The sequence below is a fragment of the Streptomyces sp. NPDC127097 genome (assembly GCF_042724075.1).
In the GTDB taxonomy this organism is placed as follows: domain Bacteria; phylum Actinomycetota; class Actinomycetes; order Streptomycetales; family Streptomycetaceae; genus Streptomyces.
Map to the genome: position 1 here is coordinate 15,700 of NZ_JBHXFI010000072.1, position 18,766 is coordinate 34,465.

Consider the following 18,766-nt stretch of genomic DNA (forward strand, 5'->3'; position numbering starts at 1 on the left):
CCGCACCGGGCCCGGCCGGACGCCCCTGAGGGGACGCGGAACGCCGGACGGCCCGAGGGGAGGGTGGCCGGTCTGCTGCTCGCCGCGGGCGGCGGGCGGCGACTGGGGGGACGGCCCAAGGCACTGCTCGACCACCAGGGACGGCCACTGGTCGAGCACGCCGCACGGGCCCTGCGGGACGGCGGCTGCCACCCGGTGCACATCGTGCTGGGGGCGGCCGCCGCTTCCGTGCGCGAACGGGCCGATCTCGCGGCGTACGGCCTCTCGGAGAACCCGGACTGGGCCCAGGGGATGGGCACTTCGCTGCGGGTGGGCCTGGCCGCGCTGGCGGAGTCCGGGGCTGATGCGGTGGTGGTGTCCCTGGTGGACCAGCCGGGCATCGGCGCCGCGGCGGTGGCGCGGGTGGTGGCGGCGTACGGCGGGCGCGGCTCGCTCGTCTCCGCGGCGTACGGCGGCCGGCGGGGGCATCCGGTGCTCTTCGGTGCCGACCGCTGGGCGGACATCGCGGCGACCGCGGAGGGCGACCGCGGTGCGCGGGCCTACCTCCAGCGGCATGCGGACGCCCTCACCCTCATCGAGTGCTCCGATGTCGCGGAGCCGTACGACATCGACACGCCGGAGGATCTTCACCGTCTGGAGTGAGAGCGGGCACCGGCGGGCACGCGGGGGGCCGGGGGTGGGAGTGATGGAGAGTGACCGGCGTGGCACCGAGAGCCATTCGATCACCACTTCTGTCGAGCCTGAGAATCTCGACATCAACAAACCATTGAAGTTCCGCGATAAGGAAACTAGTCTCCACTGGTCAGAAGCGCCCTGAACCCAGTCGGCGCCCGCGACCGTATCCGGGAGCCCGCGGCACCCCGTGCCGCCCGGCGTTCCGGCGGCCGCCGGGCACCGCCGCTGAATGGAGTGACAGCTCATGTCCGCACCAGCGCCGTCCCCGCTGGCCATCGTCGAAGTCGATCCCGCGCACACCCCCGAACGCCAGGGAGAGGTCCTCACCGACGCCGCGCTCACCTTCGTCGCCGAGCTTCACCGTCGGTTCACCCCGCGCCGCGACGAGCTGCTCGCCCGCCGCGCCGAGCGCCGTGCCGAGATCGCCCGGACCAGCACGCTGGACTTCCTCCCGGAGACCGCGGCCATCCGCGCCGACGACAGCTGGAAGGTCGCCGAGGCGCCCGCCGCGCTCAATGACCGCCGGGTGGAGATCACCGGTCCCACCGACCGCAAGATGACCATCAACGCGCTCAACTCGGGCGCCAAGGTCTGGCTCGCCGACTTCGAGGACGCCTCGGCGCCGACCTGGGAGAACGTCGTCTCCGGGCAGCTCAACCTGATCGACGCCTACGAGCGCCGCATCGACTTCACCGATGCCGGGTCCGGCAAGTCGTACGCCCTCAAGCCCGCCGAGGAGCTCGCCACCGTCGTGATGCGGCCGCGCGGCTGGCACCTCGACGAGCGGCATCTTCAGTTCGAGGGGCGGCCGGTGCCCGGCGCCCTGGTGGACTTCGGGCTGTACTTCTTCCACAACGCCCGGCGCCTCCTGGACCTCGGCAAGGGCCCGTACTTCTACCTGCCGAAGACCGAGTCCTACCTGGAGGCCCGCCTCTGGAACGAGATCTTCGTCTTCGCCCAGGACTATGTCGGCATCCCTCAGGGCACGGTGCGCGCCACCGTCCTGATCGAGACCATCACGGCCGCGTACGAGATGGAGGAGATCCTCTACGAGCTGCGCGAGCACGCCGCGGGCCTGAACGCCGGCCGCTGGGACTACCTCTTCTCCATCGTCAAGAACTTCCGTGACGGCGGCGCCAAGTTCGTCCTCCCGGACCGCAACGCGGTCACGATGACCGCGCCGTTCATGCGCGCCTACACCGAACTCCTGGTCCGCACCTGCCACAAGCGCGGGGCGCACGCGATCGGCGGCATGGCGGCCTTCATTCCCAACCGCCGCGACCCGGAGGCCAACGAGCAGGCCCTCGCCAAGGTCAGGAACGACAAGGACCGGGAGGCCGGTGACGGCTTCGACGGCTCCTGGGTCGCCCACCCCGACCTGGTCCCGGTCGCCCGTGCCTCCTTCGACGCGGTGCTCGGCGACCGGCCGAACCAGAAGGACCGCCTGCGCGAGGACGTCTCGGTCTCGGCCGCCGACCTCATCGCCATCGACTCCCTCGACGCCAAGCCCACCTACCAGGGCCTGATCGACGCCGTCCAGGTCGGCACCCGTTATATCGAGGCATGGCTGCGCGGCCTGGGCGCCGTCGCCATCTTCGGCCTCATGGAGGACGCCGCGACCGCCGAGATCTCCCGCTCCCAGATCTGGCAGTGGGTCGACGCCGGGGTCGTCTTCGAGAACGGCGAGAAGGCCACCGCGGATCTGGTGCGCACCGTCGCCGCCGAGCAACTGGCCGCCATCCGCGCCGAGATCGGCGAGGAAGCCTTCACCTCGGGCAAGTGGCAGCAGGCCCATGACCTGCTGCTGAAGGTGGCGCTGGACGCGGATTACGCGGAGTTCCTGACGCTGCCCGCGTACGAGCTGCTGGTCTGATCCGGCCCGTCCCGTGTCCCGGCTGTGCCGCGGTTCCCCTCCGGAACCGCGGCACAGCGGTGTTTCAGCCGCTGCCCGCGGCACCGCGGGTGCCCCGGCCCGGTGTGGTGTCATGTGATCACCAAGTGGAGAGGCAGTCGGATGGATGGTCGGCCAGGAGAGCACGGTGAGCCGTCGGCCGCGCGCGGGGACGCGGGCGCGGGCCAGGAGTTGGGAACGACGGTGGCCGAGCGGCTGCGGCGGGTCCAGGGCTCCCTGTCGCCCGCGGAGCTCAAGATCGCCCGGGCGCTGATGGCGCACTACCCCGCGGCGGGCCTGGAGTCGACGTCCGGGCTGGCCGGGCGGGCGGGGGTGAGCCCGCCGACGGTCGTCCGCTTCGTCGCCCGGCTCGGCTTCGACGGCTACCGGCAGTTCCAGCAGTCGCTGCGGGACGAGGTGCAGGCACGCCGTGCCTCACCGCTGACCCTGCGGCCGGTGGTCAGCGAGAGCTCGCCGACCTCGGACCTGATCGAGGCGGCGGAGGAGGTCGGCCGGGCGGCGTTGAGCCACACCTTCGCCGCGCTGCCGGAGCAGGAGTTCGACCGGGCGGTCGAGCTGATCTGTGACCCGGCGAAGCGGATCGTGAGCTTCGGCGGGCGGTTCTCCCGTCTGCTGGCCGAGTACCTGGATCTGCATCTGCGCCTCCTGCGGCCGGGCACCCAGGTGCACATACCGGCCCCCGGCCAGGACGGCGGCTTCCGGGTGGATCTCGGGCGGCGGGAGGTGTGTGTGGTCTTCGACTTCCGGCGCTATCAGCGCGACACGGTGGAGCTCGCCCGCTTCGCGCACGAGCGCGGCGCGCGGGTGGTGCTGTTCACCGATCCATGGCTGTCCCCCGTGGCCGAGTTCGCGGATGTGGTGCTGCCGGTGCGGGTCGAGGCGCCCAGTCCGTTCGACAGCATCGTGGCGCCGATGGCCGTGGTGGAGACGCTGGTGGCCGCGGTGCATGTGCGCCTGGGGACGGCGGCGGAGGAGCGGATGCGGGCCGCGGAGGAGGCGTTGGGCGACCGGACCATGGAATGACGGTCATGAAATGAATATTTCAAGGCCGCCCTATTGACGCGCCACATGGAACGTATGTTTCATGACGGGGCTCGGGCTGCTCCGGACGCAGCCCCGTCTCCTCCTCGGAGCGCCCTGTGTCGAATCCCCCTCGAACACGCAAGCTGCGCTTGTGGGAAGCGCTAACCCTCTCCGTCGGTCTCATGGGCCCGACGCTCGCCATGGGCCTCAACGGGGCCGGAGTGGCAGCCACGGTCGGCAAGGCCGTTCCCCTCGTCTTCCTGCTCGGCCTGCTCGGTGTCGGCCTGGTCGCCTACGGCTTCTGGCGGCTGACCCAGCACTTCCACCAGGCCGGTTCCGTCTACGCCCTGGCCGGGGCCACCATCGGCCCGCGCGCCGGATTCTTCGGCGGCTTCGCCCTGCTGGGCACCTATCTCGCCTTTCTCGTCTGCACCCTCGCCGCGACGGGTGTCTTCGCCCAGGCATTCCTGCACGCGACGGGCATCCGCTCCACCGGGCCCTGGGTGGCCGTCGCGCTCCTCGCGGCCGTCGGGGTCACCGCGCTCAACTCCCGGGACGGCCGCACCACCGCCCGCACCCTGCTGATCGTGGAGGGCATCGGCATCCTCGCCATGCTGGTGCTCGCCGCCGTCGTCATGGGGCGGGCCGCCACGGGCTCGGCGCCCCGGCACCAGAGCCTCGATCTCACGGTGTTCACCGCCGGCGGCACCACGTACGGCGCGGTCATGACGGCCACCGTCTTCGCCTTCCTGTCCTGGGCCGGGTTCGAGGCGTGCGCGTCGCTGGGTGAGGAGACCGACGACCCCAAGCGCAACATCCCCCGCGCACTGGCCGGCAGCGTGCTGCTGACCGGCGGCCTCTACGTCCTGATGATGTTCGCCCAGACCATCGGCTTCGGCACCGATGCCCACGGGGTGCGCGCGTTCGGCGCGGCGGAGTCGGCGCTGTCGTCGCTCTCCGGGCAGTACATCGGCACCTGGTTCGCGCTCGTCATCGCCTTCACCGCGGTCGCCTCCGCCTTCGCCGCCGCGCTGTCGTCCTCGGCGGCGGCCGCCCGTATGGTCCAGGCGCTGGCCCGGGACGGCTTCGGGCCGCGCGCCCTCGCCCGTACGCACCCCGTCACCGGCGCCCCGACCACCGCGCTGCGGGTGTGCGGCGCCGTCGCGGCGGTACTGGCCGCGGTGATGTACGGGACCGGGGCCGGCGCCTTCGACACGTACTACTGGTTCGCCACCCTCGGTGTGCTGTGCGTCCTGGTGGTGTACGCGGTCGCCGGGGTCGGGGTGATCGTCTTCACGCTCTCCGGCCGGGGCCGCATCCCCCGCTGGGAGCTGGTGGTGCCGGTCGCCGGGCTGGGCTATCTGGGCTTCGTCTTCCTCCAGCAGTCGACCGGCCAGCGCGCGCCCTACACCTACTTCCCCTGGATCGCCGCAGCCTGGTGCCTGGCCGGTGTCGCGGTCGTCCTGTTCGCCCCCTCCCTCACCCGGCGCATCGGCGCCCGGCTGGCCGGCGCGCTGGTCGCCGACGCGCAGCTGCCCGACCCGAACCGAAAGGTGCCCTGATGACCCTGGTGCACACGAAGGAGACGGAGCCGGGACTCCTCGGTCCCGCCGCCGCCCCCTGCCCCTCCCCCGCCCTCCGCACCGCACCCGAGGACCCCCCGATGACCGACGCCGCCACCGTCTTCGTCGCCACCTGCGATCTGGCCGGGCAGGTGCGGGGGCGTGCCGTGCCCGCCTCGGACCAGGCTTCCGCGCTGCGTACCGGCACCGGCTGGGTCCCGGCCGATCTCGCGATCTCCTCGTTCGGCCCGATCGCGCCGGACAACGTCTTCGGCTCGCGGGGCGACCTGCGGCTGATCCCGGACCCGGCCACCGGCGTCGACATCCCGGCGGACGGCGACACGCCGGCGCTCCGGCTCTACCTCGCCGACCAGACCCTGCCCGACGGGGAGCCCTGGCCCTGCTGTCCACGCACCTTCCTCCGCGACGCGGTCGAGGAACTGCGCGAGCGCACCGGGCTGGAGGTGGTCGCCGCGATCGAGCACGAATTCGTGCTCGGCGGGCTGCCGGCCGGCCCGCCGTTCTCGCTCCAGCGCTTCCGCCAGGCGGAGCCCTTCGGCTCGGACCTCGTACGGCTGCTGGAACAGGCCGGGCTCCAGCCGGAGAACTGGCTGCCGGAATACGGGGACGGCCAGTTCGAGATCACCCTGCGCCCCGGTACCGCGATGGCCGCCGCCGACCACGCCGTACTCCTGAAGGAGCTGGTGCGTGACCTCGCCCGCCGTCGTGGCCTGCCGGTGAGCTTCGCGCCCCTCCTCGCACCCGACGGGGTGGGCAACGGGGTCCACCTCCATCTGAGTCTGCGGGACGCCGAGGGCCGTCCGGTCCTCTTCGACCCCGCGCGGCCGGGCCGCCTCTCGGCGCTCGGCGCCCGGTTCTCCGCCGGCATCCTGCGCCACACCCCGGCGCTGACCGCCTGGACGGCGCCGAGCCCGGTCTCCTTCCTCCGGCTCACCCCGCACCGCTGGAGCGCCGGCGGGATCTTCCTGGCCGAGCACAACCGCGAGTCGCTGCTGCGGATCTGCCCCACGACCCAGCTCGCCGGGTCCGATCCCGCCGCCCAGTTCAACCTGGAGTACCGCGCGGCCGACGCCACCGCCAACCCCTGGCTCGCCCTGGGGGTCCTGCTCCGCGCCGGGCTGGAAGGACTGGTCCGCGACTACGACGAGCCCACGGTGTGGCCGGAGGAGACCGACGTCGCGGTGCTCGACGGGGTCCCCGCCCTCCCCTCCTCCCTCGAAGAGGCCCTGCACGCACTCGAATCGGACGAGGTCGTGCGGTCCTGGTTCGACCCGCGGCTGCTCGCCACCCATCTGTCGGTCAAGCGGTCCGAGCTCGCGCAGCTGGCCGGGCTGGACGACGCCGCACGTATCCGGAAGGTTGCCGATGTCCACTGACGCCCTGGCGGCGGCGCTCGCGGAACTGCCCCTCGTGGACCACCATGTCCACGGCGCGCTCCGCGACGACGTCGACCGCGCCGGACTGGAGCTGATGCTCACCGAGTCCGACCGTCCGGTCCCGCCGTGGATGACCCAGTTCGACTCGCAGATCGGGTTCGCGGTGCGCCGCTGGTGCGCCCCGGTCCTCGGCCTCCCCGCGCACGCCGCGCCGGAGACCTATCTCGCCCGGCGCCGCGAACTGGGCGCGGCCGAGGTCACCCGCAGACTGCTCGCGGCCTCGGGCATCGACCACTACCTGCTGGAGACCGGGTACGGCGGCGCGGAGATCCTCGGCACCGGGGAGATGGCCCGGGCCTCCGGACGCCCCGTCGACGAGATCGTACGGCTGGAGTCGGTGCTGGAGGACGTGGCCCGCAGCGGGGTGGACGCGGCCGGCCTGGCCGAGCGGTTCCGCGAGACCCTCGCCGCCCGGACCGTGGACGCGGCCGGCCTCAAGAGCATCGTCGCCTACCGGTTCGGCTTCGACTTCGACCCCGGGCGGCCGGGGGACGACGAGGTCACCGCCGCGGCCGGAAGATGGCTGGCCGAGTGCGAGCGCACCGGAACCGTACGGGTCAGCGACCCGGTGCTGCTGCGCTTCGTGCTGTGGTCCGGCGTCGACCGGGGGCTGCCCATCCAACTGCACGCCGGATACGGCGATCCGGACGTGGAGCTGCACCGCTGCGACCCGCTGCTGCTCACCCGGTTCATCAGGAGTGTGCAGCCGCACGGCGTCGACCTGTTGCTGCTGCACTGCTACCCCTTCCACCGCAACGCCGGCTATCTGGCGCAGGTCTTCCCGCACGTCTTCTTCGATGTCGGGCTCGGGGTGAACTACACCGGAGTGCGCTCCGACGCCGTGGTCGCCGAATCCCTGGAGCTGGCTCCGTTCGCCAAGATCCTCTTCTCCAGCGATGCCTGGGGACCGCCCGAACTGCACCATCTGGGCGCGCTGTTGTGGCGGCGCGGCATGCTGCGGGCGATGGCGCCATGGGTCGGCAGCGGCGAATGGGACCTCGATGAGGCGGTCCGGGTGGCCCGCATGATCGGACACGACAACGCCCGCCGGGTCTACGGTCTGGAGGGCGGCGCATGAGCAGCGAGGCCACCCTCACCACCCTCGCGGCGCAGCTCGAACGGGAGCTGGCCGGCGCCGTCGAGCTGCGCCATCAACTCCATGCCCGGCCCGCGCTGTCCGGCGACGAGGCCGCCACCCGCGAGCTGGTGCTCGCCGCGCTGCCGGGCGGGCACGCCGCCGCCGAGGTCGCCGGCACCGGAGCCGTGGTCCGCGTGGGCGGCAGCGGTCCGGCCGTCGCCGTGCGCGGGGAGCTCGACGCCCTGGCGGTGCACGAGGAGACCGGGGTGCCCTGGGCGTCCCGGCACCCGGGGGTGATGCACGCCTGCGGTCATGATGTGCACCTGGCCGCGCTGGTCGCCCTCGCGCGGGCGGTGGACCGGGCCGGCGGGCCGGCCCCGCTGCTCGCCGTATTGCAGCCCCGCGAGGAGACCTATCCTTCCGGCGCGCAGGACGTCACCGAGGACGGGATCCTCGACCGGGAGCAGTGCCGGGCGGCCGTCGGGGCGCATGTCCAGCCGCTGCTCGCGGCGGGCACCGTCGCCTGCACCCCCGGTGGCGTCAACGCCTCGGCGGACGAGTTCACCGTGACCGTCCGGGGCCGCGGCGGCCACGCGGCCTATCCGCACCTCACCCACGACCCGGTCGTCACCCTCGCCCATGTCGTGGTCGCGCTCCAGAGCCTGGTGAGCCGCGAAACCGATCCGATGTCCTCCGTGGTGCTGAGCGTCACCACGCTCGCCGCCGGAACCGCGGCGAATGTCGTCCCCGGCTCCGCCGAGGCGCGCGGCACCCTGCGCGCGATGCGGACGGCCGACCGCGAGTTCCTCCATCAACGGCTGGTGGAGACCGCCGAGTCGGTGGCCCAGGCGTACGGGTGCACCGCGGACGCCCGGATCACCCGGGGTGAGCCGGTGCTCGACAACGACGCGACCCTGACCGCCGCCACCCGGCCGCTGCTCGCCTCCCTCGGGCTGAAGGTCGCCACCGACCTGCGGTCCGCGGGCGCGGACGACTTCGCGTACTTCTCCGCGCGGATGCCCGCGCTGATGCTGTTCGTGGGGACGCACGGCGGCACCGAGCAGCTGCACTCCCCGACGTTCCTGCCGCCCGACGAGCGGGTGCGGGACGTCGCCCACGCCCTGCTCGCCGGCTACGTGGCCGCCGCGGAGCAGTTCGTCCCACGGCCCTGACACCCGCCACGCCCGTGGTGCCGCCCGCACCTCCGCCGCTCCCGCACCCCGCGCCACCCAGGAACGAGGAACCACCCGACCACCACCGGCGGCCGCCCGCTCGCCCGGCAGCACCTCCACCTCGCCGATACCGCCACCGCCCGCAACTACAGCCCGCTGCCGGTGGTCCTCACGTCCGGCCAGGGCACGTGGGTGACCGACGTCGGCGGCCGCCGCTATCCCCTCAGCCCAGCCCGCCGCCCACCGTCACCGCGGTCCTCATCACGGCGTTCCGCAGGGCGGGCAGCCACCGGGCGTGGGCCGTGGGCCGCGTCGCCGGGACCGGCCGCGGGGAGGCGGCCGGCGCGTTCGAAGACCTCGACCGGCCGGCCGCTCCCGCGGAGTAAGAGGGCGGTGGCGAGACCGCCGATGCCGCCGCCGACGACGGCGGCCGTATGCGAGGTCCGGGTCATATCGGCACGGTACTATGCCCGTAGTAGATTGGCACTACAAACATAGTAGCCAGCATGGCGAACACGGTAGAGGCACGGCGAAGGGCGCTCGGGTGGCACGACGGCGGGATCAGGTACTGGACGCGGGGATCCAGGTACTGGGGAGCGAGGGAGCGCGGCGGCTGACGTACCAGGCCGTCGATGCCGCGGCAGGCGTCCCGTCCGGCACCACCTCCAACTACTTCCGCAACCGGACGGCGCTGATCGACGGCATAGTCGACCACCTCCAGGTCCTGGAGCGCCGCGACTGGGAGGGCTTCGCCGCGGCCGCCAACCCGGCCGACGCCGGGGAACTCGCCGACACCGTCACCCGGTTCCTGGTGTACGCGGCCGGACCCGAACGGGCCAGGACCGCCGCCCGCTTCGCGCTCTACCTGGAGGCCATCGCCCGGCCCGAACTCCGCCCGACGCTCACCCGCGGCCGGGAGACCGTCGTCGACTGGGGAGCGGAGTGGCTACAGCGCTTCGGCTCGCCGGACCCCCGTAGGCACTGCGAGATCCTCTTCGACTACATGGACGGCGTCGCCTTCCATCAACTGGCCTTCCCCGTCGACGGCTTCGACCCGGGGCCGGGCATCCGCGAACTGCTGCGCGGGCTGCTGGGCTGACGCACCACCACCCGCTCCGACAGGAGAATTCCATGCGCACCCGAGCGAACGGCCGGGCCGTGCCCGGAACCACCGCCGGCCTCACCCTGGGCCTCGTGCTGCTCACCGTGGCCACCGCCGGCGCCTGCACGGTCCCGCCGGATGCCCCGCACCGCACGGCCCCGGGCCACCACGCCCGGCACCCGGCGCGCGCGGCGGCGGACCTGGACGACCCGGCGAAGAAGGAGATCGCCATGCAGCTGGTCTCCAGTGCGGAGAACTCCTCCCTGGACTGGCGGGCCCAGTACGGGTACATCGAGGACATCGATGACGGCCGGGGATACACCGGCGGCATCATCGGCTTCACGTCCGGGACGCACGACATGCTCGAACTCGTCGAGCTCTACACCCACCGCAAGCCGGACAACGTGCTGGCCCGGTACCTCCCCGCCCTGCGGGAGGTGGACGGCGGCGACTCGCACGACGGACTGGACCCCGGCTTCCCGGAGGCATGGAAGAAGGCCGCCAGGGACCCCGCGTTCCGGAAGGCCCAGGACGATGAGCGGGACCGGCTGTATTTCCGTCCCGCGGTCGAGCGGGGCAAGGCCGACGGCATCGGGGCGCTGGGCCAGTTCGCGTACTACGACGCGCTGGTGGTGCACGGCGACGGCGACGACCGGACCGGCTTCCCCGCCATTCGCCGGCGGGCGCTGGCGAAGGCCGAGCCGCCGTCCCGGGGCGGCGACGAGAAGACCTACCTCAACGCCTTCCTCGACGCCCGGGTGTGGGCGATGCGGCAGGAGGAGGCCCACCGCGACACCAGCCGGATCGACACCGCGCAGCGGGTGTTCCTCAAGGACGGCAACCTCGATCTGCACACCCCGCTGAACTGGAAGGTCTACGGGGAGCGTTACCACCTCGGCTGACCTCTCGGGACGCACCCGCCCGCCACCGGGACCGCCCACCCGCACAGCGCCGACGGCCCGTAGGGAAGCGCCGGATGCCGCTCCCCTACGGGCCGTCGGGCCGCCCGGCGTCAGTGGGCGGGCGCCGCCGCGGGCTCCCCGGCATCGTCCGTGGGGACGGCGGCGGGCGGCGATACGGGCTCCGGGTCGCCGTGCCCCGCCGCGGCCGGACCGCCCGTCATGGTCCCGTCCGCGGCGTCCCCGTCCGCCGTCTTCCGGCCGAAGTGGTTGAAGGCGAGGTTGAGGGCGATGGCGACCAGACAGCCGGTGCTGATGCCGGAGTCCAGGACGACCAGCAGGTCCTTGGGGAGGCTGTGGTAGAAGTCCGGGGCGGCGATCGGGATCAGGCCGATACCGACGGCCGCCGCGACGATCAGGGCGTTGTCCCCCTTCTCCATCGCGGCGGAGGCCAGCGTCTGGATGCCGCTGGCGGCCACCGAGCCGAAGAGCACGATGCCGGCGCCGCCGAGGACCGGCAGCGGGACCAGCGAGATGACCGAGGCCGCCACCGGGCACAGCCCGAGCACGATCAGGATCAGACCGCCGGTCGCCACGACGAAGCGGCTGCGCACCTTGGTCATCGCGACCAGGCCGATGTTCTGGGCGAAGGCGCTGTTGGCGAAGCCGTTGAACAGCGGGCTGAGTGCGGTGCCGAGGGTGTCGGCGCGCAGTCCGCCCTCGATGGTGCGCTCGTCCGCCGGGCGGCCGACGATCCGGCCGAGGGCGAGCATGTCGGCCGTCGACTCGGTCATACAGACCAGCATCACGATGCACATGCTGACGATCGCGGCGATGTCGAACTGCGGCGCGCCGAAGTGGAACGGCGTCGGGAAGCCGACCAGCGACGCCTGCGAGAGCGCCGAGAAGTTGGTGATGCCGACGGGTATCGCGATCAGGGTGCCGGCGATCAGCCCGAGCAGGATCGCGATCTGCTGGAGGAAGCCGCGCAGCACCCGGCGCAGCACCAGCACGATCAGGAACGTCAGCGCGGCCATCCCGATGTTCGTCAGCGAACCGAAGTCCGGGGCCCGGTCGTTGCCGCCCTGGGACCAGTTGAACGCCACCGGCAGCAGCGAGACGCCGATCAGGGTGATGACGGTGCCGGTGACCACCGGCGGGAAGAACCGTACGAGCTTGGAGAAGTAGGGCGCGACGAGGAATCCCAGCACGCCGGCGACGATCACCGCGCCGAAGATGATCGGGAGGGCGTCCTCGGGACTCTGCGCCTTGCCGATGGCGACCATCGGTGTGACTCCGGCGAACGAGACACCGTTGACGAACGGGAGCTTGGCGCCGACCTTCCAGAAGCCCAGGGTCTGGAGGAGGGTCGCGATACCCGCGGTGAAGAGGCTGGCGCCCATCAGGAAGGCGGTCTCGGTGGCGCTCAGCCCGCAGGCCGGGCCCACGATCATCGGCGGGGCCACCACACCCGCGTACATCGCGGCCACGTGCTGGAGGCCGCTGGTGAACATCTTGAAGGGCGGGAGGGTCTCATCGACCGGATGTTTCCGGTCCCCCTCCGACTGCTGCCCGGTCATTGCGGCCACTGCGGGCCTCCTTCGTTTTCTGCGCCGCCGCTGCGGGCGATGCGAGGCTGTCACGGAGGGCGTGCGATGTGGTGCGTACTGCGGGAAGTCGCCTGGTGAGCGTGGTGCGGCCGGGCGCGCTTGTGGCGCGTGGACGGGGGTGGCCGGCCGGGCCGACCGGCCCCGGAGATACGGGAGTTCCCGTACCTCCGGGTCCGGCGCTTGTGGATCCCGCTCGGATCCACAAGCCCGGCCGGGAGCCGTCCCTCCCGGCCGAGTCAGGGGTGTGCGCCGGTCGCGTGACCGCGCCGTGGGGGTCAGCCCTCGGCGGCGATACGTGCCAGACGCTGGGCCTCCGCCCGCGCGGTGCGGGCGATGGCGTCCTCGTCGACGTTGCTGAGGTGGTTGTCCTCGACGACCGGCCGGCCGCCGACGAGGGAGAGGGTGACCGGCGCGGCGGCGCCGAAGACCAGCGCGGTGACCGGGTCGGCGATGGAGGAGTGCCCGAGGCCGTCCAGCTTCCACAGCACGAGGTCGGCGAGCTTGCCGGCCTCCAGCGAGCCGATCTCGGCGGTCCGGCCGAGGACCTGCGCACCGCCGTAGGTGCCGAGCCGCAGCGTCTTGCGGGCGTTGAGGGCGGCTTCCCGGTGGGCGCCGAGCCGGTTGATGAGCAGGGCGTTGCGCAGCTCGGTGTGGAGTTCGCCGGACTCGTTGGAGGCGGTGCCGTCGACGCCGAGGCCGACCGGGACGCCGGCCGCGAGCAGGTCGGGGACGCGGGCGATACCGGCCGCGAGGCGGGCGTTGGAGGACGGGCAGTGCGCGACGCCGGTGCCGGTGCGGGCGAAGGCGGCGATGTCGGAGTCGTTCATGTGGACGCAGTGCGCCATCCACACGTCGTCACCGAGCCAGCCGGTCGACTCGAAGTAGTCGGTCGGGCCCATGCCGAACAGCTCGTGGCAGAACTTCTCCTCCTCCACGGTCTCCGAGCCATGGGTGTGCATCCGTACGCCCTTACGGCGGGCCAGCTCGGCGCCCTGTCGCATGAGTTCGGTGGAGACGGAGAACGGCGAGCAGGGCGCGGCGGCGATCTGCACCATCGAGCCGAAGGAGGCGTCGTGGTGGGTGTCGATGGCCTCCTCCGTCGCCAGCAGGGCGCCCTCGGTGGTCTCGACGGCGAAGTCCGGGGGCAGCCCGCCGTCCTTCTCGCTGCGGTCCATGGAGCCGCGGGCCAGGGTGATCCGGGCGCCGATCTCCGCGGCGGCGGCGAGCTCGGCGCCGACGAGGTCGCCGGAGCCCTGCGGGAAGACGTAGTGGTGGTCGGCGGCGGTGGTGACGCCGCCCCTGACCATCATGCCGAGCGAGCCCTGGGTGGCCGCGGCGAGCATCGGGGCGTCGATCCGGGCCCAGGTCGGGTAGAGCGCGACCAGCCAGTTGAACAGGTTGTGGTCGGTGGCCAGGCCCCGGGTGAGCCACTGGTAGAAGTGGTGATGGGTGTTGATCAGGCCGGGGGTGACCAGATGTCCGGTGCCGTCGATCCGGCGGACCACGTTCTCCAGTCCCTCGGGAGCCTTGCCCGCGCCCACCGACTCGATGACCTGGCCGGCGACGACCACATGTCCGGTGGCGTACTCGGTGTCGTGGGCGTCGACGGTCGCGATGGCGCAGTTCTCGATGACGAGGCGCTGCGTCACCGCGCTGTCAGGGGATGCCGGTGCAGCCATGGTGCGGTTCCTTCTTTCGGTACTGGCGGTGGGCACGGCATGGCCCTAGGGGATTTGAGTGCCGGAGCCGGACGGGGCGGCTGACAGGACCGCTGCCCGTGGACTGCTCCGGGTGCCGAGGTGGTGGAAGAACAGATTGAGCACGACCGCGGTCAGGGCTCCGGCGCTGATCCCGGAGCCGAGCACGGTCCGTGCCCAGGCGGGGAAGTCGGCGTAGAAGGCCGGCGCGGCGAGCGGGATGATGCCCGCACCGAGGGAGACGGCCACCAGGATGATGTGGGAGCTGTCGTCGAGACCGGCCTCGGAGAGCGTGCGGATACCGCTGACCGCGATCGATCCGAACAGGACGATACCCGCGCCGCCGGGCACCGGCATCGGCACCAGCGAGACCACCGCGCCCAGCACCGGGAACGCGCCCAGCACGAGCAGCGTGGCACCGGGCAGCGCGACGACGGGCGCCGAGCGCAGCCCGTCGAGGCTCGCCATCCCGAAGGGGACCGCGGCGAGGGTGCCGGCGACCAGCCCGATCAGCAGCGCGATCTGCTTGACGAAGCCCCGGGCGTGCTGGAGGGCGGCCGGGACGAGCCGCCTGACCGCCGGCTTCTCGTCCACCGGATGAACCGGGGACGTGGGGTGGTGCGGGTCGTGCGGGTGCTGTGCCATGGGTCGTTCCCCTCAGGATGTGAGTTCCCCTCCCCGCTGCGGGGTGGGGAGGGGAACGCACGGCACGGCGTTGCGTCGGAGCCGCTCAGAGGTTCGTCAGATCCACCGGGATCTTGGGCTCGACACCGTCGCGCAGAACAGTGGCTTCGATCAGGCCGTACGGGCGGTCCGCCGCGTAGTAGACCTCGTTGTCGTTCTTCAGCCCGAACGGCTCCAGATCCACCAGGAAGTGATGCTTGTTCGGGAGCGAGAAGCGGATCTCGTCGATCTCGGAACGGTGATTGATGACGCGCGACCCCATTTGGTACAGGGTCTGCTGGAGCGAGAGGCTGTAGGTCTCCGCGAACGCCTCCAGCATGTGCTTCTTGACCTGCTCGTACGAACGCTCCCAGTGGGGCATCCGCTGCTCGTCGTCGGTCCAGTTGAACCGCCAGCGGCCGGACACCTCGGTGGCGAGGATGCGGTCGTAGGCTTCCTTGAGGGTCGTGTACTTGTCCTTGATGTAGCCCCAGAACTCCGAGTTGGTGGAGTTCATCACCACCAGGTCCTTCAGCCCGGAGATGACCTGCCACTGCTCACCGTCGTAGGTGATCTCGGTCAGGCGGGTCTCCTGGCCCTTGCGGACGAAGGAGTGCCGGACCTCGTCGGCGCCGATGAAGCGGGAGTTGGCGTCGGAGTTGGCGATCCGCTCCCAGGCGTACTCCTCGATCCGGATGCGGGCCCGGTGGATCGGCTCCTGGCTGGTGACGAAGTGCCGGGCCAGGTGGATGCCGAACTGCTCGGCCGACTCGATCCCGTACTCCTTGGCGAAGGCGTACACGGTGTTCTTGGTGGTGTCCGTCGGCAGGCAGTGGGCGTTGGAGCCGGAGAGGTGGACCTCTTCCAGGTCGCCGGAGAGCGACACGGAGACGTTCAGGTCCTTGATGTGGTGGGTGTCGCCGTCGCGGGTGATCTTGACGACGCGGTTTTCCGCTTTGCCGTACTGGTTCTGTCCGAGCATCACCGGGCGGGCCGGGCGGGAATGGGCAGTCATGTCGGTGCTAGCTCCCTCGGTATACGGAGTAGCCGAACGGGTTGAGCAGCAGCGGTACGTGATAGTGCTCGCCCGGCTGGACGGCAAAGGTGATTGCCACCTCCGGGAAGAACGCTCCGCTGTCCCTTACGCGGGGGGCGTCCTGCTGTTCCTCGGCTTGCTGGTGTGCTGTGCGGTGTTCGCCGTGCTTGTTCGAGCTGAAGTACTCCTCGACGGCGAAGTCGAGGCGCACATGGGTGGTGCCGGCCGGCAGCTCCGGCAGGTCCTTGCAGCGTCCGTCCGCGTCGGTGGTGGACGCGCCGTGGGCGGTCCAGGCGCCGTCGCTGCCGGAGCGCACCGAGAGCGTGAGGGCGACGCCCTCGGCGGGGCGGCCCACGCTGGTGTCCAGGATGTGGGTGGACACCGACGTCGGTGCGGCCGTCGCGCTGCTCATGCTGCGTCTCCTTCTGCGTGCTCCGCGATACGGGTCAGCCGAATGCGGTTGATCTTGCCGAGTTCCGTACGAACGATCTCTCGTTCCTGTTCCGGCGTGTTGTCGATCCGGTAACGGACCGCGTCCCGCATCTGCTCTCCGGTACGGCCGGAGGCACAGATCAGGAAGACATGCCCGAACTTCTCCTGGTAGGCCAGGTTGAGTTCGAGCAGCTCCGCCTTGAGCGCGTCGGAGGCGCCCGCCATGCCGCTCTGCTCGCGGTGCGAGGTCGGGTCGCCCGGCTTCGGCCGGCCGATGGGCGGGTGCCCGGCCATCGCCTCGGCCAGGTCCGCCGCGGTCAGGCCGGCCATGGCGGCGTCGTTCGCGGCGAACAGTGCGTCGGTGGTGGCGTAGGGGCGCCGGGCGAGTATCTCCTCGCCCCATGCCCGGCTCGCGCACACCTCGTGCAGTGCGGCGCGTGCCGTGGCGTCGTCCGCGGTGTTGAACCGGGTGAGCCCCGCGGGGGGCACGGGGGTGTCCCCCGTCGAGTGCGGTGAACTCGAAGACACGGGAAGCCTCCGTGGCCTGGTGGTGCTGGACAGCTCTGCTTGGCTGGAAACAGCTAAGACCCCCGGCAACATCACGTCAACACTTTGTTGAAAACTCGGCGACACAAAAGCCGCCGTCCGGTGCTGCGGGACGGCGGCTGCGGCGGCCGGGCGGGGCCGTGACCGGCTGCCCTCAGTCGGCGCCCTTCGCGGCATTCTCCCTGTTCAGGTAGTTGTACACGGTGAAGCGACTCACCCCGAGCGCACTGGCGACCGTCTCCACGCCGTGCCGGACCGAGAAGGCCCCGCGGGACTCCAGAATCCGCACGACCGACTGCTTGGTCTTACGGTCCAGCTCCGCCAGCGGCACCCCGTGCCGGCGCTGGAGCTCGGCGAGGATGTGGTCGAGCGAGTCCGACAGATGCGGCAGCCGTACGGCCACCCGGTCCTGACCCTCCCAGGTCAGGACGACATCGTCACCCTCGGCCAGGTCCGGCGCGATCATCTGGCCACCCATCGCGTCGACCAGCGGCTTGACCGCCTGGACGAAGGGGTGGTCGGCGGGATCCGTCATGTCGCGTCCCCCTCGCCCCGCCCGGCCTCGCCGATGACATTGACCTGAAGGGAGACCCGGGTGGCGCCCGCTCGCAGGGATTCCCGCAGCAGCGCGGTCACCGCGCCGAGCACCTGATCGGCGTCGCCCTCGGCCGTATTGCCGAACGGACCGACGTCCACGGCGTCCAGCTCGGCGCCCGTGACGATGTCCCGGGCCACCACCGCATGCGCCGGCGCCTCGTCCAGGTCGAACGGCTCCGTTGTGAACTCCACTCTCAATCGCACGCCGCTCAACCTACGCGCGGTTCGGCCCGGCCACCAGAAATTGCCCCGGGGCCCCCTTGACAGCCTCCGAGCCCGCCAGGCACTGTTCCATTAAGCAGAAAAACAGTTCCACTATCCGGAAGGGCGCCGCCGTTATGGGTTTCCCGGACACGCGCTTCAACGTCAATCTGTCGATCCTGTTCACCGAGCTTCCGCTGCTGGAGCGGCCGGCGGCCGCGCGGGCGGCGGGCTTCACCGCCGTGGAGCTGTGGTGGCCGTGGGTGGATGCCCCGGTGCCGGAGCAGGCCGAGCTGGACGCACTGCGCGACGCGCTCAATGACGCGGGGACCCGGCTGGTGGGGCTGAACTTCTACGCCGGACAGCTGCCGGGCCCGGACCGCGGCGCGCTGTCCGTTCCCGGCGACGAGTCGGCGAAGTTCCGGGCCAACGTGCCGGTGGCGGTGGAGTTCGCCCGCTCACTGGGCTGCACGGCGTTCAACGCCCTGTACGGCAACCGCGTCGAGGGGGTGGACGCGGCCGAGCAGGACCGGCTGGCGCTGGAGAACCTCACGTACGCCGCGCGGGCCGTGGCGGAGGTGAACGGGACGCTGCTGATCGAGGCGCTCAACGCCCCCGAGTCGCCGAACTGCCCGATCGTCTCGGCGCCGAAGGCGATCGAGGTCGTGGACGCGGTGAACGCGGCGACGGGCCTGGACAACGCCCGCTTCCTGATGGACCTCTACCACCTGTCGATGAACGGCGAGGACCTGGACGAGGTCATCGACCGCTACACCGGCCGGACCGCGCATGTGCAGATCGCCGACAACCCCGGCCGCGGCGCGCCCGGCACCGGTGACCTCGACCTCGCCGGCCTGCTCGACCGCCTCGTCAAGGCCGGTTACGACGGCTGGGTCGGCCTGGAGTACAAGCCCGGCGACGGCGCCGGCGCCGAGGCGTTCGGCTGGCTCCCGGCCGACCGCCGCGCGGCGCACTCCTGACACCTCGTAAGCGCTTCGAAAGAGACTCTCATGAGCAATCTTCCCAAGGTCGCGTGGATCGGTCTGGGCATCATGGGCTCGCCCATGGCCGAGAACCTGATCAAGGCCGGATACCCGGTGACCG

Annotated in this window: 19 protein-coding genes and 1 pseudogene; 11 read left to right on the forward strand and 9 right to left on the reverse strand. The window is 71.7% G+C overall.

The window, feature by feature from the left end; all coding sequences use genetic code 11:
- The first annotated feature begins 63 nt into the window (after nucleotides 1–63).
- The 7 genes from ACFWJW_RS33800 to ACFWJW_RS33830 all read left to right on the forward strand — a co-directional run bounded on the left by ACFWJW_RS33800 (nucleotide 64) and on the right by ACFWJW_RS33830 (nucleotide 8,879).
- The gene (locus ACFWJW_RS33800) at nucleotides 64–642 is read left to right on the forward strand and encodes an NTP transferase domain-containing protein (RefSeq protein ID WP_387248393.1); all 579 of its coding nucleotides are present in this window, start codon (nucleotides 64–66) and stop codon (nucleotides 640–642) included.
- Nucleotides 643–919: 277 nt separating this feature from the next.
- Nucleotides 920–2,548, forward strand: coding sequence for a malate synthase A (gene aceB, locus ACFWJW_RS33805; protein ID WP_387248356.1), 1,629 nt, complete (start codon nucleotides 920–922; stop codon nucleotides 2,546–2,548).
- 141 nt (nucleotides 2,549–2,689) lie between these two features.
- Nucleotides 2,690–3,610 carry a MurR/RpiR family transcriptional regulator gene (locus ACFWJW_RS33810; protein WP_387248357.1) on the forward strand — a complete coding sequence of 307 codons (921 nt, stop codon included), beginning with the start codon at nucleotides 2,690–2,692 and terminating at the stop codon, nucleotides 3,608–3,610.
- A gap of 116 nt (nucleotides 3,611–3,726) precedes the next feature.
- The gene (locus ACFWJW_RS33815) at nucleotides 3,727–5,172 is read left to right on the forward strand and encodes an APC family permease (RefSeq protein WP_387248359.1); all 1,446 of its coding nucleotides are present in this window, start codon (nucleotides 3,727–3,729) and stop codon (nucleotides 5,170–5,172) included.
- On the forward strand, nucleotides 5,172–6,569 hold the full coding sequence (locus ACFWJW_RS33820; RefSeq protein ID WP_387248361.1) for a glutamine synthetase family protein: 1,398 nt from the start codon (nucleotides 5,172–5,174) through the stop codon (nucleotides 6,567–6,569). Before ACFWJW_RS33815 ends, ACFWJW_RS33820 begins: the two co-directional genes overlap by 1 nt.
- On the forward strand, nucleotides 6,559–7,707 hold the full coding sequence (locus ACFWJW_RS33825) for an amidohydrolase family protein (RefSeq protein ID WP_387248364.1): 1,149 nt from the start codon (nucleotides 6,559–6,561) through the stop codon (nucleotides 7,705–7,707). The genes ACFWJW_RS33820 and ACFWJW_RS33825 overlap by 11 nt, the downstream gene beginning before the upstream one ends.
- Nucleotides 7,704–8,879 carry a M20 family metallopeptidase gene (locus tag ACFWJW_RS33830; RefSeq protein ID WP_387248366.1) on the forward strand — a complete coding sequence of 392 codons (1,176 nt, stop codon included), beginning with the start codon at nucleotides 7,704–7,706 and terminating at the stop codon, nucleotides 8,877–8,879. Before ACFWJW_RS33825 ends, ACFWJW_RS33830 begins: the two co-directional genes overlap by 4 nt.
- Nucleotides 8,880–9,094: 215 nt before the next feature.
- Here ACFWJW_RS33830 and ACFWJW_RS33835 read toward each other — a convergent pair whose 3' ends face one another.
- On the reverse strand, nucleotides 9,095–9,331 hold the full coding sequence (locus ACFWJW_RS33835) for an NAD(P)-binding protein (protein WP_387248369.1): 237 nt from the start codon (nucleotides 9,329–9,331) through the stop codon (nucleotides 9,095–9,097).
- 92 nt (nucleotides 9,332–9,423) lie between these two features.
- Between ACFWJW_RS33835 and ACFWJW_RS33840 the strand changes: the two genes are divergently transcribed.
- A complete protein-coding gene (locus ACFWJW_RS33840) occupies nucleotides 9,424–9,978 on the forward strand; it encodes a TetR/AcrR family transcriptional regulator (RefSeq protein ID WP_387248371.1) in 555 nt (184 codons plus the stop codon).
- 32 nt (nucleotides 9,979–10,010) lie between these two features.
- Complete coding sequence (locus ACFWJW_RS33845) at nucleotides 10,011–10,883, forward strand: chitosanase (RefSeq protein WP_387248374.1); 873 nt, start codon at nucleotides 10,011–10,013, stop codon at nucleotides 10,881–10,883.
- Nucleotides 10,884–10,993: 110 nt separating this feature from the next.
- On the opposite strand, the gene ACFWJW_RS33850 is transcribed toward ACFWJW_RS33845, so the two are convergent.
- The 8 genes and pseudogenes from ACFWJW_RS33850 to ACFWJW_RS33885 form a co-directional block, all read right to left on the reverse strand.
- Nucleotides 10,994–12,460: a nucleobase:cation symporter-2 family protein gene (locus tag ACFWJW_RS33850; protein WP_387248395.1), complete on the reverse strand. Its 1,467-nt coding sequence runs from the start codon at nucleotides 12,458–12,460 to the stop codon at nucleotides 10,994–10,996.
- Nucleotides 12,461–12,765: 305 nt separating this feature from the next.
- Nucleotides 12,766–14,169 (reverse strand): 8-oxoguanine deaminase, encoded by a 1,404-nt coding sequence (locus tag ACFWJW_RS33855; RefSeq protein WP_387248377.1) that lies wholly within the window; start codon nucleotides 14,167–14,169, stop codon nucleotides 12,766–12,768.
- A gap of 45 nt (nucleotides 14,170–14,214) precedes the next feature.
- Nucleotides 14,215–14,727 (reverse strand): annotated as a pseudogene (locus tag ACFWJW_RS33860) (solute carrier family 23 protein); the annotation flags it as partial.
- Between the two features lie 190 nt (nucleotides 14,728–14,917).
- Nucleotides 14,918–15,865, reverse strand: coding sequence for a factor-independent urate hydroxylase (gene pucL / locus ACFWJW_RS33865; RefSeq protein WP_387248379.1), 948 nt, complete (start codon nucleotides 15,863–15,865; stop codon nucleotides 14,918–14,920).
- Nucleotides 15,866–15,872: 7 nt separating this feature from the next.
- A complete protein-coding gene (uraH, locus tag ACFWJW_RS33870; RefSeq protein ID WP_387248380.1) occupies nucleotides 15,873–16,298 on the reverse strand; it encodes a hydroxyisourate hydrolase in 426 nt (141 codons plus the stop codon).
- Nucleotides 16,295–16,807 (reverse strand): 2-oxo-4-hydroxy-4-carboxy-5-ureidoimidazoline decarboxylase, encoded by a 513-nt coding sequence (uraD, locus tag ACFWJW_RS33875; RefSeq protein WP_387248399.1) that lies wholly within the window; start codon nucleotides 16,805–16,807, stop codon nucleotides 16,295–16,297. The genes uraH and uraD overlap by 4 nt, the downstream gene beginning before the upstream one ends.
- Before the next feature lie 211 nt (nucleotides 16,808–17,018).
- Nucleotides 17,019–17,399, reverse strand: coding sequence for a helix-turn-helix domain-containing protein (locus tag ACFWJW_RS33880; protein ID WP_387248383.1), 381 nt, complete (start codon nucleotides 17,397–17,399; stop codon nucleotides 17,019–17,021).
- Nucleotides 17,396–17,665 (reverse strand): hypothetical protein, encoded by a 270-nt coding sequence (locus ACFWJW_RS33885; RefSeq protein WP_387248385.1) that lies wholly within the window; start codon nucleotides 17,663–17,665, stop codon nucleotides 17,396–17,398. The genes ACFWJW_RS33880 and ACFWJW_RS33885 overlap by 4 nt, the downstream gene beginning before the upstream one ends.
- A gap of 134 nt (nucleotides 17,666–17,799) precedes the next feature.
- Between ACFWJW_RS33885 and ACFWJW_RS33890 the strand changes: the two genes are divergently transcribed.
- Both ACFWJW_RS33890 and ACFWJW_RS33895 read left to right on the forward strand, forming a co-directional pair.
- The gene (locus ACFWJW_RS33890) at nucleotides 17,800–18,642 is read left to right on the forward strand and encodes a TIM barrel protein (RefSeq protein WP_387248387.1); all 843 of its coding nucleotides are present in this window, start codon (nucleotides 17,800–17,802) and stop codon (nucleotides 18,640–18,642) included.
- A gap of 30 nt (nucleotides 18,643–18,672) precedes the next feature.
- The coding region (locus ACFWJW_RS33895; RefSeq protein WP_360051732.1) for an NAD(P)-binding domain-containing protein at nucleotides 18,673–18,766 on the forward strand (94 nt) is incomplete at its 3' end.